This is a genomic window from Burkholderia sp. GbtcB21 (assembly GCF_019091065.1).
GTDB lineage: Bacteria > Pseudomonadota > Gammaproteobacteria > Burkholderiales > Burkholderiaceae > Burkholderia > Burkholderia pyrrocinia_C.
This window is the reverse complement of record NZ_JAGXKA010000008.1, coordinates 78,485-102,846: the sequence shown is the minus strand read 5'-3', so window position 1 is coordinate 102,846 and position 24,362 is coordinate 78,485. Positions and strand designations below refer to the sequence as shown.

Annotated in this window: 20 protein-coding genes; 7 read left to right on the top strand and 13 right to left on the bottom strand. The window is 70.4% G+C overall.

The genetic code is table 11. The features are described 5' to 3' along the window. Nucleotides 1-21: 21 nt before the first annotated feature. Nucleotides 22-1,272 (top strand): kynureninase, encoded by a 1,251-nt coding sequence (gene kynU, locus KVT39_RS19375; RefSeq protein WP_217590074.1) that lies wholly within the window; start codon nt 22-24, stop codon nt 1,270-1,272. A gap of 92 nt (nt 1,273-1,364) precedes the next feature. Further along, on the top strand, nt 1,365-2,318 hold the full coding sequence (gene kynA, locus KVT39_RS19370) for a tryptophan 2,3-dioxygenase (protein ID WP_217590075.1): 954 nt from the start codon (nt 1,365-1,367) through the stop codon (nt 2,316-2,318). Nucleotides 2,319-2,348: 30 nt separating this feature from the next. On the opposite strand, the gene KVT39_RS19365 is transcribed toward kynA, so the two are convergent. The 4 genes from KVT39_RS19365 to mdlC form a co-directional block, all read right to left on the bottom strand. Continuing rightward, the gene (locus tag KVT39_RS19365; protein ID WP_217590008.1) at nt 2,349-3,746 is read right to left on the bottom strand and encodes an MFS transporter; all 1,398 of its coding nucleotides are present in this window, start codon (nt 3,744-3,746) and stop codon (nt 2,349-2,351) included. Between the two features lie 266 nt (nt 3,747-4,012). Beyond that, complete coding sequence (locus tag KVT39_RS19360) at nt 4,013-4,957, bottom strand: ketopantoate reductase family protein (RefSeq protein WP_217590007.1); 945 nt, start codon at nt 4,955-4,957, stop codon at nt 4,013-4,015. Nucleotides 4,958-4,971: 14 nt separating this feature from the next. Beyond that, on the bottom strand, nt 4,972-6,423 hold the full coding sequence (locus KVT39_RS19355) for an aldehyde dehydrogenase (protein WP_217590006.1): 1,452 nt from the start codon (nt 6,421-6,423) through the stop codon (nt 4,972-4,974). Nucleotides 6,424-6,452: 29 nt separating this feature from the next. Then, nucleotides 6,453-8,060 (bottom strand): benzoylformate decarboxylase, encoded by a 1,608-nt coding sequence (mdlC, locus tag KVT39_RS19350; RefSeq protein WP_217590005.1) that lies wholly within the window; start codon nt 8,058-8,060, stop codon nt 6,453-6,455. A gap of 99 nt (nt 8,061-8,159) precedes the next feature. On the opposite strand from mdlC, the gene KVT39_RS19345 reads away from it, so the two are divergent. The 4 genes from KVT39_RS19345 to KVT39_RS19330 all read left to right on the top strand — a co-directional run bounded on the left by KVT39_RS19345 (nt 8,160) and on the right by KVT39_RS19330 (nt 13,342). Further along, nucleotides 8,160-9,071, top strand: a complete 912-nt coding sequence (locus KVT39_RS19345; RefSeq protein ID WP_217590004.1) for a LysR family transcriptional regulator — start codon at nt 8,160-8,162, stop codon at nt 9,069-9,071. Nucleotides 9,072-9,267: 196 nt separating this feature from the next. Continuing rightward, on the top strand, nt 9,268-10,677 hold the full coding sequence (dalD, locus tag KVT39_RS19340) for a D-arabinitol 4-dehydrogenase (RefSeq protein WP_217590003.1): 1,410 nt from the start codon (nt 9,268-9,270) through the stop codon (nt 10,675-10,677). Nucleotides 10,678-10,781: 104 nt separating this feature from the next. Beyond that, the gene (xylB, locus tag KVT39_RS19335) at nt 10,782-12,263 is read left to right on the top strand and encodes a xylulokinase (RefSeq protein WP_217590002.1); all 1,482 of its coding nucleotides are present in this window, start codon (nt 10,782-10,784) and stop codon (nt 12,261-12,263) included. Nucleotides 12,264-12,385: 122 nt separating this feature from the next. Further along, nucleotides 12,386-13,342, top strand: a complete 957-nt coding sequence (locus KVT39_RS19330) for a sugar-binding transcriptional regulator (RefSeq protein WP_034178881.1) — start codon at nt 12,386-12,388, stop codon at nt 13,340-13,342. A 16-nt stretch (nt 13,343-13,358) separates the two neighbouring features. Here the strand turns inward: KVT39_RS19330 and KVT39_RS19325 are convergent, their stop codons facing one another. Both KVT39_RS19325 and KVT39_RS19320 read right to left on the bottom strand, forming a co-directional pair. Next, the gene (locus KVT39_RS19325) at nt 13,359-14,570 is read right to left on the bottom strand and encodes an MFS transporter (RefSeq protein ID WP_217590001.1); all 1,212 of its coding nucleotides are present in this window, start codon (nt 14,568-14,570) and stop codon (nt 13,359-13,361) included. Beyond that, on the bottom strand, nt 14,567-15,763 hold the full coding sequence (locus tag KVT39_RS19320; RefSeq protein ID WP_217590000.1) for a serine hydrolase: 1,197 nt from the start codon (nt 15,761-15,763) through the stop codon (nt 14,567-14,569). Before KVT39_RS19320 ends, KVT39_RS19325 begins: the two co-directional genes overlap by 4 nt. 114 nt (nt 15,764-15,877) lie before the next feature. Here KVT39_RS19320 and KVT39_RS19315 point away from each other — a divergent pair, with 114 nt between their 5' ends. Beyond that, nucleotides 15,878-16,762: a LysR family transcriptional regulator gene (locus tag KVT39_RS19315; RefSeq protein ID WP_034178884.1), complete on the top strand. Its 885-nt coding sequence runs from the start codon at nt 15,878-15,880 to the stop codon at nt 16,760-16,762. Between the two features lie 13 nt (nt 16,763-16,775). Here the strand turns inward: KVT39_RS19315 and KVT39_RS19310 are convergent, their stop codons facing one another. The 7 genes from KVT39_RS19310 to KVT39_RS19280 all read right to left on the bottom strand — a co-directional run bounded on the left by KVT39_RS19310 (nt 16,776) and on the right by KVT39_RS19280 (nt 24,238). Further along, nucleotides 16,776-17,885 (bottom strand): ABC transporter ATP-binding protein, encoded by a 1,110-nt coding sequence (locus KVT39_RS19310; RefSeq protein WP_034179413.1) that lies wholly within the window; start codon nt 17,883-17,885, stop codon nt 16,776-16,778. Between the two features lie 58 nt (nt 17,886-17,943). Beyond that, nucleotides 17,944-18,642 carry an HAD family phosphatase gene (locus KVT39_RS19305; RefSeq protein ID WP_034178885.1) on the bottom strand — a complete coding sequence of 233 codons (699 nt, stop codon included), beginning with the start codon at nt 18,640-18,642 and terminating at the stop codon, nt 17,944-17,946. After that, nucleotides 18,639-19,490, bottom strand: a complete 852-nt coding sequence (locus KVT39_RS19300) for a carbohydrate ABC transporter permease (protein ID WP_034178886.1) — start codon at nt 19,488-19,490, stop codon at nt 18,639-18,641. The genes KVT39_RS19305 and KVT39_RS19300 overlap by 4 nt, the downstream gene beginning before the upstream one ends. Beyond that, nucleotides 19,487-20,434 (bottom strand): carbohydrate ABC transporter permease, encoded by a 948-nt coding sequence (locus KVT39_RS19295; protein WP_175748916.1) that lies wholly within the window; start codon nt 20,432-20,434, stop codon nt 19,487-19,489. Before KVT39_RS19295 ends, KVT39_RS19300 begins: the two co-directional genes overlap by 4 nt. A gap of 114 nt (nt 20,435-20,548) precedes the next feature. Further along, on the bottom strand, nt 20,549-21,874 hold the full coding sequence (locus tag KVT39_RS19290; RefSeq protein WP_034178888.1) for a sugar ABC transporter substrate-binding protein: 1,326 nt from the start codon (nt 21,872-21,874) through the stop codon (nt 20,549-20,551). A gap of 58 nt (nt 21,875-21,932) precedes the next feature. After that, nucleotides 21,933-23,294 (bottom strand): D-tagatose-bisphosphate aldolase, class II, non-catalytic subunit, encoded by a 1,362-nt coding sequence (locus KVT39_RS19285; protein WP_217589999.1) that lies wholly within the window; start codon nt 23,292-23,294, stop codon nt 21,933-21,935. Beyond that, nucleotides 23,282-24,238, bottom strand: a complete 957-nt coding sequence (locus KVT39_RS19280) for a sugar kinase (RefSeq protein WP_034178890.1) — start codon at nt 24,236-24,238, stop codon at nt 23,282-23,284. The genes KVT39_RS19285 and KVT39_RS19280 overlap by 13 nt, the downstream gene beginning before the upstream one ends. Nucleotides 24,239-24,362 lie beyond the last annotated feature (124 nt).

The following is a 24,362-nucleotide window of genomic DNA, read 5'->3' as shown; positions in this document are numbered from 1 at the left end:
GACCTACGACCCCACATCATGATCAAGACCCGTGAAGACGCGCTCGCCCTCGACCGCGACGACCCGCTCGCCCCGCTGCGCGACCAGTTCGCGCTGCCCGACGGCGTGATCTACCTCGACGGCAACTCGCTCGGCGCGCAGCCGCGTGCGTCGGTCGCCCGCGCGCAGCAGGTGATTAGCGCCGAATGGGGCGAAGGGTTGATCCGCAGCTGGAACACGGCCGGCTGGTTCGCGCTGCCGCGCCGTCTCGGCGACAAGCTCGCGACGCTGATCGGCGGTGCATCCGGTGAAACGGTCGTGACCGACACGATCTCGATCAACCTGTTCAAGCTGCTGTCGGCGATGCTGCGCCACCAGGCCGAGCGCGCGCCCGAGCGCCGCGTGATCGTGTCGGAGCGTTCGAACTTCCCGACCGACCTGTATATCGCGCAGGGGCTGATCGAGCAGCTCGGCGGCGGCTACGAGCTGCGCCTGATCGACGATCCGGCCGACCTGCCCGACGCGCTCGGCGCGGACACGGCCGTCGCGATGATCACGCACGTGAACTACCGCACCGGCTACATGCACGACATGCCGGCCGTCACGCAGCTCGTGCACGACGCAGGCGCGCTGATGCTGTGGGATCTCGCGCACTCGGCCGGCGCGGTGCCGGTCGACCTGAACGGCGCGCGCGCGGACGGCGCGGTCGGCTGCACGTACAAGTACCTGAACGGCGGCCCCGGTTCGCCCGCGTTCGTGTGGGTGCCGCAGCGCCATCACGCGCATTTCTCGCAGCCGCTGTCCGGCTGGTGGGGCCACCGCGCGCCGTTCGCGATGCAGCCGGGCTTCGCGCCCGATCCGGGCATCGCGCGCTTCCTGTGCGGCACGCAGCCGATCGTGTCGATGTCGATGGTCGAATGCGGGCTCGACGTGTTCCTGCAGACCGACATGCAGGCGATCCGCCGCAAGTCGCTCGCGCTGACCGACGCGTTCATTGCGCTCGTCGAAGCGCGCTGCGCGGGCCTGTCGCTGAAGCTCGTCACGCCGCGCTCGCATCACCAGCGCGGCTCGCAGGCGAGCTTCGAGCATCCGCACGGCTACGAAGTGATGCAGGCACTGATCGCGCGCGGCGTGATCGGCGACTACCGCGAGCCGTACGTGCTGCGCTTCGGCTTCACGCCGCTCTATGTGCGCTTCGTCGACGTGTGGGATGCCGTCGAGACGCTGCGCGACATCCTGGCCACCGACGCGTGGAAGGCGCCCGAGTTCGCCGAACGCGGCGCGGTGACCTGACCGGTCTTGCCCGGCGCGCGCCGCAGTGACGTGTGGAACGCGCGCCGCGCCCCCGTCATTCAATCCTGGAGAAAGTCGTGAATTCTGGTCATATGCAGCCACCCGGCGACGACGCGCCGGCGGGCTGCCCGTTCTCGGGCGCACGCGCCGCGCAACCGGTACATTCGGCACATTCCGCGCAAGCGGCACACGAAGCGCCGCACGTGCCGGGCGATGCCGCCGGTGAAGCCGGCTGGCACAACGCGCAGCTCGATTTCTCGAAGTCGATGAGCTACGGCGACTACCTGTCGCTGAATTCGATCCTCGACGCGCAGCACCCGCTGTCGCCCGATCACAACGAGATGCTGTTCATCATCCAGCATCAGACGAGCGAGCTGTGGATGAAGCTCGCGCTGTTCGAGCTGCGCGGCGCGCTCGGCGCGGTGCGCTCCGACGCGTTGCCGCCCGCATTCAAGATGCTCGCGCGCGTGTCGCGCATCCTCGAGCAGCTCGTGCAGGCGTGGAACGTGCTGTCGACGATGACGCCGTCCGAGTATTCGGCGATGCGGCCGTATCTCGGGCAGTCGTCGGGCTTCCAGTCCTACCAGTATCGCCAGCTCGAATTCCTGCTCGGCAACAAGAACGTGCAGATGCTGCAGCCGCATGCGCACCGGCCCGACATCCTCGAACAGGTGCGCGCGACGCTCGACGCGCCGTCGTTCTACGACGAGGTCGTGCGCCTGCTCGCACGGCGCGGGTTCCCGATCGCAGCGGAGCGGCTCGAGCGCGACTGGACGCAGCCGACGCGGCACGACGAGACGGTCGAAGCCGCGTGGCTCGAGGTGTACCGACACCCGCAGCAGCACTGGGAGCTGTACGAGATGGCCGAGGAACTGGTCGATCTCGAGGACGCGTTCCGCCAGTGGCGCTTCCGTCACGTGACGACCGTCGAGCGCATCATCGGCTTCAAGCAGGGCACGGGCGGCACCAGCGGCGCGCCGTATCTGCGCAAGATGCTCGACGTCGTGCTGTTCCCCGAGCTCTGGCACGTGCGCACCACGCTGTAACGCACACGATGCACGCGATGCGCCCGCACGTCACGACGACGTGCGGGCCAGCTCCTCCCCTTCGCGCGGCAGCGACTGCGCGCGCGACAGTCGCGGAATGTGCCGCCGCACCGCGAGCAGCGCGATGCACACGACGCCCATCGCCGCGGCCAGCATCGTCAGGTACGCACCGGCACCACCCGCCGTGATCACGATCGCGCCCGCGAACGCGCTGAGGATCGCGCCGAGCCGGCCGAACGCGAGCGCGCTCGCGGTGCCCGTCGCGCGCACCGCCGTCGGGTAGATGTACGCACAGAGCGCATACATCGTCGACTGCACCGCGTTGACGAACAGCCCGTGCAGACCGAGCCCGACGATCAGCCAGTTCGTGTGGCGGCTCGCATCGACACCCATCAGCCACACCGCGCTCACCGCGCCGCCGATGCTGCACAGCGCGAGCGGCCAGCGCGACCCGGCATGCGCGATCGCCCAAGCGCACAGCAGCGCGCCGATCACGCCGCCGAGGTTGTACGCGGTAAGGCCCGCGCCCGCGACCGATACGCTGAGCCCGCTCGCGGCCAGCATCGTCGGCAGCCAGCTGAACGCCGCGTAGACAGCAAGCAGACACATGAAGAACGCGCACCACAGTGCGATCGTGTCGCGCGCCTGGCCGCTCGCGAACAGCGCGCCGAAGCCGTCGCGGCTGCCGGGCGCGCGCACGTCTTTCGTATCGGTGAACACGGTGCCCGGCGCCACCGGCCGCTGCATCCGCGCGAGCAGCGCGCCGAGCTCCGGCCAGCGCGCGGGGCGCCGCGCGAGATAACGCGGCGATTCGGGCAGCGCACGCACGAGCACGAAGCCGAGCACGAGCGGCAGCGCGCCGCCTGCAAAGAACAGCCCGCGCCAGCCGTAGCGCGGCAGCACCTCGTGCGCGAACAGGCCGGCCAGCATCCCGCCGAGCGGCACGCAGACGATCGTCGCGGTCACCATCATCGTGCGGCGCCGCGCGGGCGTGTATTCGGCCGTCATCGTCGTGGCCGTCGGCAGTGCGCCGCCGATCCCGAGCCCCGCGCAGAAGCGCAGCATCGCGATCGCCGCGACGTCGGGTGCGAAGCCGATCGCGCAGGTCGCGACGCCGAACAGGAACACGCTGCCGATCACGGCCTGTCGGCGGCCGAAGCGGTCCGCGACGATCCCCGCGCACGCGCTGCCGATGCCCATCCCGATCAGCCCGGCCGCGACGGCCGGCGCGAACGCGCCGCGCGTGATGCCCCATTCGCGGATCAGCACGGGAATCGCGAAACCGATCAACTGGCCGTCGAAGCCATCGAGCACGATCGCGAGCGCGGCGAGCAGCACCACGCAGCGCTGCATCGTCGTGAACGGCCCGTCGTCGAGCGTCGTGCCGATGTCGACCGACGGCGGCGGCAATCCGTCGCGCGTGCTCATGCGACCTCCCGTGCGCCGCGCGTCGGCGGCAACGCGCGCGAACGGCGCGCGGCAAGACAACGGCATTCGATGGCTTTCATGGCGTCTCCAGTTGCCCGGGCTGGCGCGTCGGCGCGTGCCCGGATCTCGTACTGCGCGGTCGGCCGGCGTCAACGCGTCGGCGCCGGCTCCGGTGTCTTGTCCAACCCGTCTCGATCCGGCGCCATCGTCTGCGTGCGACGCGCTCGTATCGTTGGGCGGCGCACGCAGCGCCGCCAGTCTGATGCTCAGCTCACCCGTGCGTCGATCAGCCGGACGAGCGCGAGCAGCGTCTCGGTATGCGGCACCGCCACGCCCGCTTCGCGCGCGGCCGCGACGACCTTGCCGCTGATCGCGTCGATTTCCGTGCGGCGGCCCGCGAGCACGTCCTGCAGCATCGACGGGCGATGGCCGCGATGCTCGGTGATTGCATGTTCGACGTTGCGTGCGACGCGTTCGCCGTCGACCGCGATCCCCTTCGCGCGGGCGACGGCGGCCGTCTCGGCCGCGATCGCGAGCGCGAGCCGCGGCCCGTCGTGATGGTTGCCGAGCTGGTCGACCGTGCAGCCGGTCACCGCGCACAGCGTGTTGAGCGCCGCGTTGAACGCGACCTTCTCCCAGATCGCGGCCCATACGTCGGCATCGAGCGTGCATGCGAGCCCCGCGCGCGACAGCGCATCGGCCACGGCGGTCGCGAACGGGTGTGCGTGGCCGTCGGCCGTCATCATGCGGATCGTGCCCGCGCCGTGCGAGCGAACGTGCGCGGGCCCCGCGAAATCGGCCGGCCACGTCGTCACGCCAACCAGGATGCGTTCGAGCGGCACGAACGCATTCAGCGTCTCGACGTTGCCGAGCCCGTTCTGCAATGTCAGCACGTGCGTGCGCGGCGTCAGCAGCGCGCGCACGCCGTCGAGCGCGGCGCGCGTATGCAGCGATTTCGTGAAAACGATCAGCAGGTCGAACGATGCATCGGGCGATGCGGCCGCGTCCGCATTCGCGGCTTCCGGCCGCACGGCCCGCAAAACGCGGATGCGGCGTTCGCCGCGATCGTCGTCGATGCGCAGCCCGTCGCGGCGGATCGCATCGAGATGTGCGTCGTTCACGTCGATCAGCGTGACGGCCTCGTCGCTTTCGGCCAGCAGCCCGCCGAACAGCGAGCCCATCGCGCCCGCGCCCAGAATTGCGATTCTCATCGTCGGTGGCCTCGTCAGAACGGATAGTGGCGCGGCGCGGTCTGCACGGTGATCCAGCGCAGATCCGTGAACGCCGCGATGCCGGCCTTGCCGCCAAAGTGGCCGAAGCCGCTGTCCTTCACGCCGCCGAACGGCATCTGCGCCTCGTCGTGCACGGTCGGGCCGTTCACGTGACAGATGCCCGATTCGATGCGTGCCGCAACGCGCATCGCGCGCGCGACGTCGCGGCTGAACACGGCCGACGACAGCCCGAACGCGTTGTCGTTCGCGCAGCGGATCGCCGCCGCCTCGCCGTCGACGCGCACGATGCCCTTCACCGGGCCGAACGATTCCTCGGCATAGATGCGCATCGCCGGCGTCACGCGATCGAGCAGCGTCGCCGGGAACAGCGTGCTGTCGGCCTTGCCGCCGCACAGCAGTGTCGCGCCGTGCGCGAGCGCATCGTCGATCAGTGCGTTGCAGCGCTCGACGGCCTTCATGTCGATCAGCGAGCCGAGCACGACGGGGCCGTTGCGCGGATCGCCGAGCGGCAGCGACGCGGCCTTGTCGGCGAGCTTCGCGACGAACGCATCGGCGATCGACGCGTCGACGATGATCCGCTCGGTCGACATGCAGATCTGCCCGGAATTCGCGAACGCGCCGAACGCGGCCGCCGCGACCGCCGCGTCGAGATCGGCATCGTCGAGCACGACGAACGGCGCCTTGCCGCCAAGCTCCAGCACCGACGGCTTCAGGTGGCGCGCGCACGCTTCGGCGACGATCCTGCCGACGCGCGTCGAGCCGGTGAAATTCACGCGGCGCACGGCCGGATGCGCGATCAATGCGTCGACGACGGCGCCCGCGTCGTCGGGCGCATTCGTCACGAAGTTGACGACGCCCGGCGGCAATCCAGCCTCCTGCAGCGCCTCGACGATCAGCCCGTGCGTGGCGGGACACAGCTCCGAGCCCTTCAGCACGACCGTGTTGCCGCATGCGAGCGGCAGCGCGAGCGCGCGCGTCGCGAGGATCACCGGCGCGTTCCACGGCGCGATGCCGAGCACCACGCCGGCCGGCTGCCGCACGCCCATCGCGAGCGAACCGGGCACGTCGGACGGAATCAGTTCGCCGCCGACCTGCGTGGTCAGCGACGCGGCCTCGACGAGCCCGCTCGCGGCAAGGTGCACGTTGAAGCCGGCCCACAGCGCGGATGCGCCCGTCTCCGCCGCCATCGCAGTGACGAACTGCTCATGCATCGCTTCGAGCGCGGCGGCCGCCTTCAGCAGCAGCGCGCGGCGCGCACCGGGGCCGAGCGCGGCCCATTCGGGAAAGGCGCGCGCGGCCGCGTCGGCCGCCGCACGCGCATCGTCGACGGTGCACGCGGGCGCCTCGGACGCGATTTCGCCGTCGAGCGGGTTGCGGCGCACGAAGGTCGCGCTGCTGGATGAATGGCGGCGTTCGCCGCCGATCAGCATCGATACGGTTTGCATGGAGTCTCCGGAAAGACGCGCGTTGCGCGTCAGGCAATCTCGACTTCGACGACGACCGGCGTCGCGGCCTGCAGCGCGTCGGTCAGCGTGTCGCGCAGGCGCGCTGCATCGGCGACGCGCACGCCGCGGCAGCCCATCCCTTCGGCGAGCGCGACGAAATCCAGGTCGGGCAGATCGGTGCCCTGCACGGGATCGCCGGGGCCGAAGCCGAACACCGGCGCGAAATCCTGCAGTGCTGCGTAGCGCCGGTTGTTCAGGATCACGAACGTGATCGGCAGCTTCAGCTGCGCTGCGCTCCACAGTGCCTGGATCGAATACAGGCTCGACCCGTCGCCGATCAGCGCGATCACGCGCCGGCCCGGCTGCGCGAGTGCGACGCCGACGGCCGCCGGCATCCCGTAGCCGAGCCCGCCGCTGTCCATCGTGTAGAACGTGCCGCTGCGCGTGAACGGCAGGTGTTCCTGCATCACGGGCCGCGCGCTCGGCGCTTCCTCGACGACGATGTCCTGCGCGTCACGCACGTCGGCGAGCGTCTGCAGCGCGAACGCGGCCGACATGCGCTCGCCGGCGGCCGGTGCGTCGACGCGTGCGCGCGGCGGCCGCGGCGCGGGCATCGGCCGCTCGGGCGGCGCCGGCCGCGCCAGCAGGTCGCGCGCCGCGAGCCGCAGGTTGCCGACGACCGCATCGCCCTCCGGCGTCCACGCGGCGACGCCCGGATCGTCGACGAGCTGCACGAGCGTCGCACCCGGCGGCACGTGCGGGCCGAAGCCTTCGATGTGGTAGGTAAATGCAGGCGCGCCGAACGCGAACACGAGATCGTGCCCGTCGAGCCGCGCGACGATCGTCTCGCGGATCGCGGGAAGGAAGCCGGCGAACAGCGGATGGTCCTCGGGGAAGCTGCAGCGCCCCGACATCGGCGCGACGTACACGCGCGCACGGTGCCGCTCCGCGAGCCGCACGACGTCGTCCCACGCACCGGCGCGATCGACGGCCGCGCCGACCACGAACGCGGGGCGCCGCGCGGCGTCGAGCGCGTCGCCGAGCCGCGCGAGCGCATCGGGATCGGGCCGCACGACGCTGCTGACGTCGCGCCGCGGCAGCAGTTCGGCCGGCTGGTCCCAGTCGTCGACCGGGATCGACACGAACACGGGACCGCGCGGCTCCTGCATCGCGATGCGGTACGCACGCGCGATCGCGGCCGGCACGTCCTGCGCGCGTGCGGGTTCGATGCTCCATTTCACGTACGGCTTCGGCAGCTCGGCGGCCTGTGTCGAACCGAGGAACGGATCGAACGGCAAGATCGCGCGCGCCTGCTGGCCCGCGGTGACGACCAGCGGCGTGCGGTTCCTGAACGCGGTAAAGAGATTGCCCATCGCATTGCCGACGCCCGCCGCCGAATGCAGGTTGACGACCGCCGCATTGCCGGTGGCCTGCGCATGGCCGTCGGCCATCCCGACCACGACGGCCTCGTGCAGGCCGAGCACATAGCGGAAATCGGCGGGGAAGTCGCGGAACGTCGGCAGCTCGGTCGAGCCGGGATTGCCGAACACGCGGTCGATGCCGAACTGGCGAAGCAGGTCGATGACCGCATCGCGAACGGTGATCGATGCGGCGAATGGGGGCTGATGGCCGGACATGCTCGGGCGTCTCCTCGATGGCTTGGCGGTTTCCACAGTATCGAAGCGCAAGCCATTCTCGGATACTGTATTTTCTGCAAAAAGCCATTACGTTCCAACATGACTTTCGATCTCCGACAATTGCGCGCCTTCACGACGATCGTCGCGTGCGGCAGCCTCGGCCGCGCGGCCGACGCGCTGCATGTGACGCAGCCGGCACTGAGCCGGATCCTGAAGCGGCTCGAGGACCAGGTCGGCGCGCCGCTGTTCGAGCGCCATTCGAAGGGCGTGCAGCTCACCGCGTTCGGCGACGCGCTGCTGCCGCACGCGACGCTGCTGCAGCACGAGGCCGAGCACGCACGCGAGGAACTCGACGCGATGCGCGGATTCGCGAAGGGCACGATCAAGGTCGGCGCGGTGGGCAGCATCGCGAGCCTCGTGCTGCCGGTCGCGGTCGGCCGCGTGCTCGACCGCTGGCCGAACCTGCGCGTCGAGATCCTCGAAGGCGTGTGGGACCGGCTCGCCGACGGGCTGAACAAGCACGAGATCGATCTCGCGCTGTCCGCGCACGGGCCCGACACCGACGAGATCGTCGCGATTCCCGAGTGCCGCTGGGAAGATCGCAGCCATATCGTTGCGGCGCCGCACCATCCGCTGCGCGCGCTCGGCCGCGCGCCGACGCTCGCCGATACGCTGCACGCGCGCTGGGCGATTCCGCCGCGCGGCACCGCGCCGTTCGACCATATGCGCGCGACCTTCGACGCACACGGGCTCCCACTGCCCGACATCGCGGTCGAAACGCGCTCGGTCACGACGCTGAAGAGCCTCGTCGCGCATGCCGGTTTCCTGAGCTGGATGGCCGAGCCGATGTACGGCGCCGAGCAGGCGGCCGGTACGATCGACACGCTGCCGGTGCGGGAGGTCGTCGCGGTGCGCACGCTCACCGCGTTCCGACGCCGCCACGGGATCCTGCCGGGGCCGGCCGGCAAACTGCTCGACGAACTCGTCGCGCTCACGCGCGAAGGGCGCTGACGCCCGTTCCCGGCTGGCCGCCTGTTCGCGCCCCTTCCCGCACTTCCCGCACTTCCCGCACGCACGCCGCCGCAGCGCACCATCGAAATGCCGTCTCCCCGCCTTGACTTTCGCTCGCCCGAATACGATCATTCGCTCACACGAAGAGCAAATGATCTAGTCGACAGGAAAGACTGGCACGAACAGGAGACACCGGATGAGCGAATCGCCCTCCGCCCGCGCGCCCGTGCTGCTGCACATCGGCGCAGGCTCGTTTCACCGCGCGCACCAAGCGTGGTATCTGCATCGCGTGAACGCGGCCGTGCCGGCCGACGAACGCTGGTCGCTGACCGTCGGCAACATCCGCGACGACATGCGCGCGACGATGGACGCGCTCGCCGCGCAGCACGGCGAATACACGCTCGAAACCGTCACGCCGCAAGGCGAGCGCGCGTACGAGACGATCCGCGCGATCACGCGCGTGCTGCCCTGGTCGATCGACCTCGCCGCGCTGATCGACGCCGGCGCCGATCCGGCCTGCCGGATCGTGTCGTTCACCGTCACCGAAGGCGGCTACTACCTCGACGAACACAACCGGCTCGACGTCGCGAACGCCGATCTCGCGGCCGACCTGCAGGGCGCGCGCACGACGCTGTACGGCGCGCTCGCGGCGCTGCTCGCCGAACGCATGCAGCGCGGTGCGGGCCCGCTCACGCTGCAAAGTTGCGACAACCTGCGCAACAACGGCGCGCGCTTTCGCGCCGGCATGCGCGAATTTCTCGAACGGCGCGGCGCAGTCGACCTGCTCGCGTGGTTCGACGCGAACGTCGCGACGCCGAGCGCGATGGTCGACCGCATCACGCCGCGCCCGACCGCCGACGTGCGCGAACGCGTGCTGGCGGCGACCGGCATCGACGACGCTTGCCCGGTGATGGGCGAATCGTTCATCCAGTGGGTGATCGAGGACCGCTTCGCGGCCGGCCGGCCGCGCTGGGAGCTGGCCGGCGCGGAGCTCGTCGACGACGTGCACCCGTACGAGGAAGCGAAGATCCGCATCCTCAACGCGACGCACAGCTGCATCGCGTGGGCCGGCACGCTCGCGGGCTACACGTATATCCACGAAGGCACGCACGACGCGGCGATCCGCCGCTTCGCGCACGACTACGTGACGCAGGACGTAATCCCTTGCCTGACCCCGAGCCCGCTCGATCTCGCGCGCTATCGCGACGTCGTGCTCGAACGCTTCGGCAACCCGTACGTGCTCGACACGAACCAGCGCGTCGCGGCCGACGGCTTCTCGAAGATCCCCGGCTTCATCGCGCCGACGCTCGTCGAATCGTTCGCGCGCGGCGCGGCGCCGGTCGCCACCGCCGTGCTGCCCGCACTGTTCCTGCGCTTTCTCGAACGCTGGGCGCGCGGCACGCTGCCGTACGCGTACCAGGACGGCGTGATGGACGAAGCCGCCGCACGGGCGATCGTCGGGGCCGGCCATCCGGAAGCCGACGATCCCGTCGCCGCGCTGTGCGCGAGCCGCCCGCTGTGGGGCTCGCTCGCCGGCAATGCGGCGCTGTTCGAGGCGCTGCGCGCCGCGCTCGCCCGCGTCGACGCATGGCTCGCGCAGCGCTGACGAGCGACAGCCGGCGCCCGGCCGCGCGGCCGGGCAAACCCGCTTGGCACATGCCGTGCGGCACGGCTAAAGTAGCGGCTCCTCTCTGACGGAACGGATCGCTCATGTATCTCGGCATCGACCTCGGCACCTCGGAAGTGAAGGTGCTGCTGCTCGCCCCGGACGGTGCGGTCGTCGGCGCCGCCGGCTCGCCGTTCACCGTGTCGCGGCCGCATCCGCGCTGGGCCGAACAGCATCCGGACGACTGGTGGCAAGGCACGCTCGCCGCGCTCGCGGCGCTGCGCGAACGGCATCCGCAAGCGTTCGCGCAGGTGCGCGGCATCGGCCTGTCGGGCCAGATGCACGGCGCCGTGCTGCTCGGCCGCGACGACCGCGTGCTGCGCCCCGCGATCCTGTGGAACGACATGCGCAGCGCCGACGAATGCGCGCTGCTCACCGAACGCGCGCCCGATCTCCACGCCCTCGCCGGCAATCTCGCGATGCCGGGTTTCACCGCGCCGAAACTGCTTTGGGTAGCGAAGCACGAACCCGACGTGTTCGCGGCGACCGCGTGCGTGCTGATGCCGAAGGACTACCTGCGGTTCCGGCTGACCGGCGCGAAGGTGTCCGATCCGTCGGACGCGGCCGGCACGCTGTGGCTCGACGTCGCGCGGCGCGACTGGTCCGACGCACTGCTCGCCGCATGCGGGATGACGCGCGACCAGATGCCGCGCATCGTCGAAGGCAACGCGCCGTCCGGCACGCTGCGCGCCGATGTCGCGCGCGAGCTCGGGCTGTCGGAGGCCGTCGTGGTGGCCGGCGGCGGCGGCGACAACGCGACGAGCGCGCTCGGCATCGGCGCGATCCACGCGGGCGACGGCTTCGTGTCGCTCGGCACGTCGGGCGTGCTGAGCGTGGTCGGCGACCGCTTCATGCCGAATCCCGCGTCGGCCGTGCATGCGTTCTGCCATGCGATTCCCGATCGCTGGCAATTGATGAGCGTCGTGCTGTCGGCCGCGAGCTGCCTGCGCTGGGTCTGCAAGCTGACGGGCACCGACGAGCCCGCGCTGCTCGCCGAAGTCGAGGCGCTCGACGCCGACGCGCTTGCGACGGCGCCGCTGTTCCTGCCCTACCTGTCCGGCGAACGGACGCCGCACAACGATCCGTATGCGCAAGGCGTGTTCTTCGGGATGACGCATGCAACCGAACGCGCGCATCTCGGCTACGCGGTGCTCGAAGGCGTGACGCTCGGCCTCGCCGACGGCCTCGACGCGCTGCATGCGGCCGGCGTCGAAACCGACCAGCTGTCGCTGATCGGCGGCGGCGCGCGCAGCGCGTTCTGGGCGCAACTGATCGCCGATGCGCTGAACGTGCGCACGCGCCAGATCGGCGGCGGCGAAACGGGCGCGGCGCTCGGCGCTGCGCGGCTCGGCTGGCTGGCCGTCGGCGGCGATCCGCAGACGGTGCTGACCAAGCCGCCGGTGCGCGCCGAATACGCGCCGGACGCGGCCCGCCATGCGTTGCTGCGCGAACGCCTCGACGCGTTCCGCGCGCTGTACCGCCACGTGCGGCCGCTGTACGAACCGTCGCGCACGCGGCTCGCGTAAGCGCCGCCGCGGCGCGCTTGCGGCCGTCGGCCGCGCGCACGACATACGGTACAGTGGATGCCGTCGCGCGGCCCGCCGGCCGGTCCGCGGGCGGCCCCCCAGCTCCGAACCGAATCGCTATCGTGTCCAAGTCCTCAGAAAAACTCGATCTCGCCACGCGTGCCGCGTGGCTCTATTACGTCGCGGGCGACACGCAGAACGAAATCGCCGAAAAGCTGCAGGTGTCGCGCCCGGTCGCGCAGCGCCTCGTCGCGTTCGCGGTCGAGAAGAACCTGATCCGCGTGCGCGTCGACCACCAGCTCGCCGACTGCCTCGATCTCGGCGCGCAGTTGTCGAAACGCTACGGCCTTGCGATGTGCGAAGTCGTGCCCGTCGATGCCGATGCGCCCGAAGCGATCGACCGCAAGCTCGCGGTCGCCGGCGCGCAGGTGATGGAGCGCTACCTGGGCGAGACGCGGCCGATGGTGATCGCCGTCAGCAGCGGCCGGACGCTGAAGGCCGCGGTCGCGCAGATCGCGCAGATCGACCGCCCGCAGCACCGGCTCGTGTCGATGGTCGGCGCGATCGCGGCCGACGGCTCGTCGAACCGCTACGACGTCGCGCAGTACATCTCCGAGAAAACCGGCAGCAAGCACTTCCTGCTGCCCGCGCCGCTGTTCGCCGACAGCGCGGCCGAGCGCGCGCAGTGGTGCAACCACCGGCTGTACCGGATCGTCGAGGCGCTGTCGGGCAAGGCCGACGTCGCGTTCGTCGGGATCGGCAACACCGGCCCGCACTGCCCGCTGTACGAAGACGGCTTCATCACCGAACAGGAGCGCGACGAGATGACCTCGCTCGGCGCGGTGGCGGAACTGCTCGGTATGCCGATCGACGCGCACGGCAAGATGATCGACGTGTCGACCAGCGCGCGCGTGACGAGCGTGTCGCTCGCCGCGCCGCCGAAACGCCCGACGATCGCGTTCGCGGGCGGCCCGAAGAAACGCGACGCGGTGATCGCCGCGCTGCGCGGCGGCTGGGTGTCGGGGCTCGTCACCGACGAGACGTGCGCGCGGGCGGCGCTCGACGCGAACGCAGACTGACGCCGCAGCCGGACGCTCACGCGGCCCGCGGCGCCGGAAACGCATGCCGGCGCGCGCGCCACGCGCCGATCCACGCGGCCGCCAGCAACGCCACGAGCACCCACGGAATCGCGCCGGCGCCGGTTGCGCCGAGCAGCATCCCGCCCGCGATGCCGCCACCGGCGATCGCGAGATTCCACACCGTCACGAGCATCGACTGCGCGATGTCGGCCGACTCCCCCGCCGCGTTCGCGGCAGCCGTCTGGAACAGCGTCGGCGCGCCGCCGAACGCGAGCCCCCACAGCGCGACGCCCGCATAGACGATCGCCATCCCCGAGCCGGCGCCGAGCATCGCCGCCGCGAGCGCGAACAGCGCGATACTGGCGAGTGTCAGGCGCCGTTGCGCGGCACCGATCCACGCGCCCGTCAGCGCGATGCCGACCAGCGACGCGATGCCGAACACCAGCAGCGCCACATCGACCTGCGCGCCCATCCGCACGCCCGCGAGAAACGGCGCGACGTACGTGTACAGCATGTTGTGCGCAAGCACGTACGCGAACATCACGGTCAGCACCGGCCGCACGCCGGGCAGCGTCATCACGCCGAGCACCGGTTCGCGCGCGCCGGCCTGCTGCCCCGGGTAATCGGGCACGCGCCAGCGGATCCAGCCGATCAGCGCGAGCGCCGCGAGCGTGATCAACGCGAACGCGACGCGCCAGCCGAGCGCCGCGCCCAGCGCGGCGCCGGCCGGAATGCCGATCGACATCGCGACCGGCGCGCCGAGCATCGCGACCGCGATCGCGCGGCCGCGCAGCGACGCGTCGACCATCCGGCTCGCATAACCTGCCAGCAGCGCCCACAGCAGGCCGGCCGACATGCCCGCGACGAAGCGCGCAGCGAGCGTGAGCGCGTAGTACGGCGATGCGGCGGTCAGCGCATTCGACACGACGAAGCCGGCCAGCGCCGCAAGCAGCAGGCGGCGCCGGCGCATCGCGCGAGTCGCGGCGACGAGCGGTATCGCCGCGACGATCGAGCCGAGCGCATACACGGTCACGAGCTGGCCGATCAGCGCGTCGGGCACGCGCAGGTCGGCGCTCATCAGCGGCAACAGGCCGGCCGGCAATGCCTCGGTGAGGATCGTGATGAAGGCGGCCGTCGCGAGCGCCAGCAGGTTCGCGACCGGCAGGCGCTCACGCGCCTGCACCGGCCCGACGGAAACCTCGTCGTCGATCGACGTGCAGTCGCTCATGCCGCGCTCCCGATATCGACACCGTAGACCGCATCGCGTACGTCGGTCACGATCCGCCCGTGCATGCCCTCGTACAGCGTATTGGTCAGTGCGACGACCGTCAGCCCGGCCGCGCGGTCGACGAACCACGCATGCCCGTACGCGCCGCCCCACCGCCACGTGCCGACCGACTCCGGCGCCTGCGCGGCCACCGGATCGTGCAGCACCGAAAAGCCGAGCCCGAAGCCGAAACCCGGCGCATCCTGCAGTTCGTGCGCGCCCGGCTGGATGCGCGCCATCTCGTCGATCCATGCGCGCTCGAGCCAGCCGTCGCGGCCGGTGCGCAGCACGTCGAGCAGCGTCACGCAATCGCGCGCGGTGCCGACCATCCCCGCGCCGCCCGACGGCCACGCAGCGCGATCGAACACGCGCGCCGGTTCGAAGCGGATGCCGATCGTGCCGTCGTACACAGGCACGAGATCGGTGTCCGCCATCCGGCGCGGCGCGCCCGTCGTGCTCACGTATGGCGTCGCGACGCGCGCGGCGTCGTGCGCGACGAACGCGGTGTCGGTCATCCCGAGCGGCGTCGTGACGAGCGCGGCTACCGCATCGGCGAGCGGCCGGCCGTCGACCGCCTCGATCAGCGCGCCAACCACGTCGGTCGCGAGCGAATAGTCCCACGACGTGCCGGGCGCGAACCGCAGCGGCACGCTTGCGATGCGCCGCACGTTCTCGGCGAGCGAAATGCCCGCGCGGTCCATCCCGTCGGACACGCCGGCACGCGCATACGGGCCGTCGCCGTCGGCTTCGAGGAAGCGGTAGCCGAGGCCGGCCGTATGCGACAGCAGATGACGCAACGTGATCGCGGCGGGTGCGCCGTCGGGCAGCGCCGGGCGGAATTCGGGCAACCAGCGCGCGACGGGTTCGTCGAGCGCGATGCGCCCCGCCGCGACCAGCCGCATCGCGGCGGCCGTCACGACCGGCTTCGTGACCGATGCGAGCCGGAACAGCGCGTCTTCCCGCATCGGCGTACCGGCTTCGCGATCGGCGAGCCCGGCGGCGCGCGCATAGCGCAGCTCGCCGTCGCACGCGACCAGCACGACCGCGCCGACGATGCGCTCGTCGGCGAGCGCGCGATCGAGCGCGTCGTCGAGCCGGCGGCGCAGCGCGGCGTCCGGTTCGGCACGGGATGCGGTGACAGGCAGGGATGACATGGCGTGACCTCTCAACAGTGAACGAACGTTCATCGTAGGGAGCCGACGCAAGAAGAAAAACCGGGTTAGAGTTCCGGACAATCCGGACGCTGGCGTCCGCAATCGGGAACTTGCATGGAAAATCTCGGCGGTTTCGTCGTGTTCGTTCAGGTCGCGGAAACGCGCAGCTTCGTCGCGGCCGGCCGCGCGCTCGGGCTGTCGGCGTCGGCGATCGGCAAGCGCATCGCGCGGCTCGAGGCGCGCCTGAACGTGCGGCTGTTTCACCGCAGCACGCGCAGCATCACGCTGACGGCCGAAGGCACGCGCTTTCTCGAACGGTGCCGGCGCGTGATCGCCGAGATCGAAGCAGCCGAGCAGGAACTGACGCACAGTGCCGAAGCGCCGCGCGGACGCCTGCGCGTGAGCCTGCCGACGATCGGCACGCTGCTGCTGCCGGTGCTCGCCGATTTCATGGCCGAGTATCCGGAGATCGAACTCGATATCGATTTCAGCGACCGGCTCGTCGACGTCGTCGAGGAAGGGTTCGACGCGGTGCTGCGCACCGGCCAGCCGTCGGATTCACGGCTGTCGTCGCGGCTGCTCCGCCATTTCCGCCAGCACCTCGTCGCGTCGCCCGACTACCTCGCCCGGCACGGCACGCCGCGCACACCGGCCGATCTCGCGCTGCACCGCTGCCTGCACTACCGCTTTCCGAGCAGCGGCAAGCTCGAAACCTGGCCGCTGCGCGTGCCGCGCTCGGGCACGCCGCCCGACGTGCCCGTCTCGATGGTCAGCAACAGCGCGGAAGCGCGCCTGTGCTTCACGCTGCGCGGGCTCGGCATCGCGTGCCTGCCCGAGTTCTTCGTGCGCGGCGCGCTCGACGACGGCACGCTGTGCGCGGTGCTCGACGAACACGTCGCGAGTTGCACGCCGATCTACGTGCTGTGGCCGTCGGGCCGACATCCGACGCCGAAGCTGCGCGCGTTCGTCGACTTCATGGCCGCAAACCTGCGCTTCTGACCGATCCCGGCCGTCACGCGGCCTTCGCGTGCACGCCGAGCCGGCGGAACGCCTGCCCGTGCTCGTCGAACAGATGGCAGTGCTCGGCCTGCGCGTGTACGTGCAGCGCCTCGCCGGTGCGATACGTATCGAGCGGCGGAATCCGCGCGATCAGCCCGTCCGGCGCGACCGCCGACTCCGCGTACAGATACGCGGCATCGCCGAGCGACTCGACGGCCATCGTCCGCGCGGCGACGCCCGTGGCCGCCGTGCCCACCAGCAGATGCTCGGGCCGCACGCCGACCGTCACCGCGGCACCGCGCTGCAGCCCGGCCGCTTCGACCGCGACGTACTGAGTCTCGCCGCTGTCGAAACGCACGAGCACGCCGCCCGCGTCGACCGATTCGACCGTGCCTTTCAGGAAGTTCATCTTCGGCGAACCGATGAAGCCCGCGACGAACTGGTTCGCCGGCGCGTGATACAGCTCGTTCGGCGTGCCGACCTGCTGCACCGCGCCGCCCGACAGCACGACGATCTTGTCGGCGAGCGTCATCGCCTCGACCTGGTCGTGCGTCACGTAGATCATCGTCGTCTTCAGCTCGTCGTGCAGCCGCGCGAACTCCAGCCGCATCTTCACGCGCAGCGCGGCGTCGAGGTTCGACAGCGGCTCGTCGAACAGGAACACCTTCGGCTTGCGCGTGATCGCGCGGCCGATCGCGACGCGCTGCCGCTGGCCGCCCGACAGCTGCTTCGGCTTGCGGTCGAGCAGGTGATCGATGTGCAGGATCTTCGCGGCCTGCTTTACGGCCTGGTCGATCTCGGGCTTCTTCGCACCCGCGAGCTTGAGGCCGAACGCCATGTTGTCGTACAGCGTCATGTGCGGGTACAGCGCATACGACTGGAACACCATCGCGATGCCGCGCTTCGCGCTCGGCACGTCGTTGACCTTCGCGCCGTCGATCAGCAGGTCGCCGCTCGAAATATCCTCGAGGCCCGCGATCATCCGCATCAGCGTGGATTTGCCGCAGCCGCTCGGGCCGACGAACACGACGAATTCGCCGTCGGCGATGTCGAGGTTCACGTTGCGCAGCACTTCGGTTTCGTCGTAGCGCTTCGCGATATTGCGCAGGAGCACGCTTGCCATGATCTGTCTCCGTTCGTTCGTGATGCGCCGCATTCACGCATGCGGCGCGTAATCGTTGCTAGTTCGGCAGCACCGCGCCCGTCGCCTGCCAGCGCGCGACGTAGCCGGGCAGCTCGTGCATGTCGTCGAATACGTGACGCGCGCCGATCCCGCGAAGCGCGTCGATCTGCGCGGCCGACGCATGCCCGCCGCCGACGAAGCCGAGTACGGTCATGCCGGCCGCGGCCGCCGCGGTGATGCCGGTCGCGCTGTCCTCGACGACCAGGCACTGCGCGGGCGCGACGCCGAGCGTGCGCGCGGCCGCGAGATACACGTCCGGCGCCGGCTTCGGCCGCGCGACCGAATCCGCGCAGAACAGCCGTTCGCCGAAGAAGCGCGCGAGGCCCGTGCGCGCAAGCGCCGCCTCGACGTATGCGCGGTAGCTGTTGCTCGCGCAGGCCGTCGTCAACTGAATCGCGCCGAGCGCCGCGTCGATGCCGTCGACCATCGGCGCATTGACGGCCGCCGCCTCGACCGCACGGCGGATCGCGTCGACGTCGCCGGCCGACAGCGTGCGTCCGACGGCGTCGCCCGCACCCGCCAGCACGCGCTCGATGCGCAGCCCGAGCAGCGGCATCACGGCCGGCCGCGCATCGACACCCGGCCAGCGCATGTCGAGCTCGCGCACGATCACGTCGGCGGCGACGGCCTCGCTGTCGATCAGCACGCCGTCGCAATCGCAGATCAGCACGTTCGCACCTTGGCCGGCCGCGCTCACTTGACCGCCCCGAACGTGAGCCCGCGCACGAGCTGCTTCTGCGACAGCCAGCCGACGATCAGGATCGGCGCGACCGCGAGCAGCGACGCCGCGGACAGCTTCGCCCAGAACAGCCCCTCGGGGCTCGAGTACGACGCGATGAACACGGTCAGCGGCGCCGCGTTCGAGCTCGACAGGTTGATGCTCCAGAACGCCTCGTTCCACGACAGGATTACGAGCAGCAGCGCGGTCGACGCAAGCCCCGGCAGCGCCATCGGCATCAGCAGGTAGACGATCTCCTGCCACGTCGACGCGCCGTCGATGCGCCCGGCTTCCAGGATGTCCTTCGGGATCTCGTTGAAGTACGTGAAGGTCATCCACACCGCGATCGGCAGGTTGATCAGCGTGTAGACGATCACGAGGCCCGACACCGTGTCGAGCAGCCCAGCGTTCTTCCACAGCAGGTAGATCGGCACGAGCACGCCGACCGACGGCATCATCTTCGTCGACAGCATCCACAGCAGCACCTTCTGCGTGCGGCGGTTCGGGAAGAACGCCATCGCATACGCGGCCGGCACCGCGAACAGCAGCGAGATCACCGTGACGCCCGCCGAGATCAGCACCGAATTCCACGCGAACGAGAAGTAGTTGCTGCGCGCGAACACCTCGCGGAAGCTGTCGAGCGTCGGCATGAAGAACAGCGCCGATGCGTATGCCTGCTGCTCGGTCTTGAACGCGGTGATCGCCATCCAGAAGATCGGGAAGAACAGCAGCAGCGCGATCAGCCACGCGAGCGCGCCGGGCAGCGCGCGCCGCACCAGGTCGAACACGGCCGGCACGCGCCGGCCTTCGAAGGTCAGGTCGCTCATTTTTCGTATTCCCCCTTCAGGTTGCGCGCGAGCATCCGCACGAGGAAGAACGACACGACGTTCGCGACCACGACGGCGATGATGCCGCCCGCGGACGCGAGGCCGACGTCGAACTGCTGCAGACCGAGCGCGTAGATCAGGTACGACAGGTTGGTCGTCGCGTCGCCGGGGCCGCCGCCGGTCGTCGTGTAGATCTCCGCGAAGATCGACAGCAGGAAGATCGTCTCCATCATCACGACCACGGCGATCGCGCGCTTCAGGTGCGGCAGCGTGATGTAGAAGAACATCGCGATCGGGCCCGCGCCGTCGATGCGCGCGGCTTCCTTCTGTTCCTGGTCGAGCGACTGGATCGCGGTGAACAGGATCAGGAACGCGAACGGCAGCCACTGCCACGCGACGATGATGATCACCGCGGTGAGCGGGTAATCGGCGAACCAGTCGATCGGCGTCATCCCGAACGCGCGCATCGCGTTCGCGACGAGCCCGTACACCGGGTGCAGGATCATGTTCTTCCAGATCAGCGCGGATACCGTCGGCATCACGAAGAACGGCGCGATCGCGAGCAGGCGTGCCACGCCCTGCCCGTAGAACTTGCGGTCGAACAGCACGGACATCAGCACGCCGCCGATCACCGTGATCGCGAGCACCGCGCCGATCAGCACGAGCGTGTGCCAGATCGCGGGCAGGAACGACGGATCGGTCGCGAGGAAGCGGTAGTTGTCGAGCCCCGCGAAACCCTTCACGTCCGGGTTCAGCAGGTTGTAGCGCGAGAACGAATACCAGATCGTCATCGCGAGCGGAATCGACATCCACAGCAGCAGCACCGCGACGGACGGCGAGACGAGCCAGCTCGCGCCGCCGCGCGCGCGGCGCGGCGCGCCCGGCGGCAACGACGCGTCGCCGACCGACGGCGCGTGGCTCAGGGGAAGACGCAGGTGACGCATGATCGGAGTCCCTCCGGTTGATGCGCGGGCGCGAACGGCCTGCCCGCCTTTCGGCTTCGCCGGCCCGCACCGCGCGCGACGGCGCACGGCGCGGGCCACGCGACTGCTTGCGCGTTACTTCTTGTAGCCGGCCTGCCGTACCGCGCGGTCGGCGGCGGCCTGCCCGGCGGCGAGCGCCTGGTCGACCGTCATCTGCCCTGCAACCGCGCCCGCGATCGACTGGCCGACCACCGTGCCGAACGACTGGAATTCAGGAATCCCGACGTACTGCACGCCCGTGTACGGCACCTTCTTCAGCGACGGATCGTTCGGGTCGGCCGTCTCGATCGCCTTCAGCACGAAGTCCGAGAACGGCGCGGCGGCCTTGTACTCGGGGCGCTGATAGGTCGACGCGCGCGTGCCCGGCGGCACCGACGCCCAGCCCTCGTCCTTGCCGACCATCTCGATGTACTGCTTCGACGTCGCCCACGCGATGAACTTGCGCGCGGCGTCCTGCTGCTTCGATGTCTTCGGCACGGCCAGCGCCCACGCCCACAGCCAGTGCGAGCCCTTCGGCGTGGCGGCGACCGGCGCGGCCGCGAAGCCGATCTTGTCGGCCACCTGCGACTGCTGCTTGTTATAGAGCATCCCGGCCGCGACCGTCGCGTCGATCCACATCGCGCACTTGCCCGATGCGGTCAGCGTCAGGTTCTCGTTGAAGCCGTTCGAGCTCGCTCCCGGCGGCCCGTCCTTCTTCAGCAGGTTCACGTAGAACGTGATCGCCTTCTTCCATTCGGGCGACGTGAGCTGCGCGTTCCAGTTCTCGTCGAACCAGCGCCCGCCGAACGTGTTCACGACCGTCGACACGAACGCCATGTTCTCGCCCCAGCCGGCCTTGCCGCGCAGGCAGATCCCGTAGGTGCCCTTCGACTTGTCGGTGAGCTTGTCCGCGAACTCGGCGATCTGGTCGTAGGTCGGCTGGTCGGGCATCTTCAGCCCCTTCGCCGCGAACAGGTCCTTGCGGTAGAACGTCATCGAGCTTTCGACGTAGAACGGCAGCGCATACAGCTGGCCGTTGTACGACAGGCTGTCGCGCGCGGTCTTCACGATGTCGTTCAGATCGTAGTCGGCGGGCAGGCCCGTGATCGGCGCGAGCCAGCCGCGCTTGCCCCACTGCGGCGTCTCGTAGGTGCCGATCGCCATCACGTCGAACTGGCCGCTGCCGGTCGTGATGTCGGTCGTCGCGCGCTGGCGCAGCACGTTTTCCTCGAGGATCACCCAGTTCAGCTTGATGTCGGGGTTCGCCTTCTCGAACGCCGGCGACAGCTTCTTCAGCTCGATCATGTCGGGGTTGTTCAGCGTCGCGATCGTCAGCGTGCCGGCGGACGCGGCGCAGGCGGCCGTCGCGAGCGCGGCTCCGGCGAAGCAGCGTGCGGCGGCGTCGAGCATCTTTCGTTGCATGGCATGTCTCCTGTGATTGTTCGATGTGTCGTCGGTCTTGCGTTTCCTTCGCGGCCCGTCACGCCGGCCGCTGCATTCCGCACGCGCGCGCATAGTGCGCGATCACGTCGCGTATCCGGTGGCGCACCCACGCGCGCGGCTCCTTCGCGAGCCCGCCCGCGCGGCACGCCGCGTAGACATCCGGCAGCCACTGCGCGACGAGCGTCTCGGGCACCGGCTGCCGCGCGAGGTTGCCGAACAGCTGCTCGACCGCAGCCGCGACGGCCGGCTGCAGCCAGTAGTAGCGAATCCGGTCGCTGTAGCTGAACTGGCGCGCGAGCCGCTGCTCGGTTTCGTCGCCGCGGTAGTACGGCGCCCAGTGCTCGGGCTGCGCGCGCATCGCGGCGTCGACGACGTCGCGCAGCCGCGAGCGCTGCGCGACGTCGTCGATCAGCGCATCCTCGATGAACGTCAATGCGAACAGCGCCTCGCGCAGCGCGAACGTCAGCGCGGGGCCGACCTTCAGCACCGCGAAGTGGTCGCGCACGAGCGCGGCGAGCGCGCCCTCGGTCTGGTAATCGGTCGAATGCGCCTCGAACACGAGGCGCGGTGTATGCAGGATACTCGCGCCGAGCGACGCTGCCTTGGCGCTGTCGTAGTCGAGCACGTGGCGATCGTCGAAGTCGACGCCCGGCTGCGCGACGATCGCGACGACGCGCGTCCACGCGTCGTCGAGCCCGGCCGCCGCGAACGCGCGGCGGTGCGCGTCGAGCGTCGCCGCGATGCTGTCGCTGCGCGTAACCGCGATCCGAGCGATCGCCGCGCCGTTCGCATCGCCCGGATTGCCGCTGACTTCGCCGCCCGGCGTCGGCACCTCGGTGCCGATCACGTAGACGGGCGCGACACCGGCGCGCGACGCCGCGTCTTCCGCCACGCGGCACAGCTCGGCCGCGCGGGCGGCGATCGTGCGGTCGTCGAGCCGCGCCGGATCGTCCGCGCACGCCATGCTCGCGTCGAGGTGGATCTTTTCGAAACCGGCTTCGACATACGCGGCGACCATCGCACTGGCCTCGCGCATCGCGTCGGCCGCGCGGCGGTGCCGCCACGGGTTCGGACCGAGATGGTCGCCGCCGAGCACGAGCGCCGACGGAGCGAGCCCGCAGCGCGCGGCGATCGCATCGACGTCGCGGCGGAAATCGGCGGGCGTCATGCCCGTATAGCCGCCGAGATGGTTCACCTGGTTGCAGGTCGCCTCGATCAACAGCGGCGAGCCGTCCGCGCGCGCGGCTTCGCACGCGGCCTCCAGCACCAGCCGGTGCGCGCTGCAGATCGAATAGATGCCGCGCTGCGCGTCCGCACGGTTCGCGTCGAAGATCATCCGCAGCACGGCATCCGCGTGCGCGATGCGCGGGCGTTCGGCGATGGTCGTCAGGCCGGACATGCCACACCTCGTTCGGTCAGGAAACGGTCGATCTCGGCCGCGCTGCTGTTGCCTTCCATCGGGCCGCGCCGCGTGACCGCGATCGCGCCTGCCGCGTTCGCGCGGCGCAGCGCGACCTCGATCGACATGCCCGCGACGAGGCTCGCGACCAGCGTGCCGCCGAAGCAGTCGCCGGCGCCGGTCGGGTCGATTTCATCGACCGGAAACGCCGGCGCTTCGGCACGGCTCGCGCGGTCGAACGCGACGCTGCCCGCGGCGCCGCGCTTCAGCACGACGCGCTCGAGCAGCGGATGCGTCGCGAGCAGGCCCGCGATCGCGCGCTCGGCCGGCTGCGGCCCGCAGAAGAACGGCAGGTCGGCCTCGCTCGGCAGGAACAGGTGGCAGGCGGCGAGCATCTCGTCGAGCGCCGCGCGCATCGGGCGGAAGCTCAGCATCTCGGGGCGCACGTTCGGATCGAACGACACCTTCGCGCCGGCGCGCGCGGCCTCGATCACGCCGCGCTGGACCGCCGCGATCGCCGATTCGCTCGTCAGCGACGAGCCCATCACGTGGAAGTAGCGGCAGCCGTCGAACATCGCCGTATCGACGTCGGATGCATCGACACACGCGGCAGCGCTGGTGGAAAGACTGAAGACGAAGCTGCGCGAGCCGTCGTCGCGATACGCGACGAACGCGGTGCCGGTCGGGCGCGCGACGCGGCGGATGCGCGCGACATCGACGCCGTCGCGTTCGAGCCGCGCGACGATCGCGTCGCCGAACGCGTCGCGACCGACGCAGCCCGCATACGCGACGCGCGCGCCGAGCCGTGCTGCCTGATCGGCAAAGATCGCGGGCGCGCCGCTCGGGAACGGTCCGGCGAACAGGCCCGGCGTATCGAAGCCCTGGCCGCGCTCGGCGGCGACGAATTCGGCGAGCAGCTCGCCGGCGACGACGATCTCGGCCATCAGGCGTGCCCTCCCGAGACCGGCGTGCAAAGGGCCGCAGCCTGTGGCAGCGGCCATCCAAGCGAACATGAATGCCACTTCATCCGTTGCTCCGACAAACCATTATCGGCGGCGAGAAGGAACG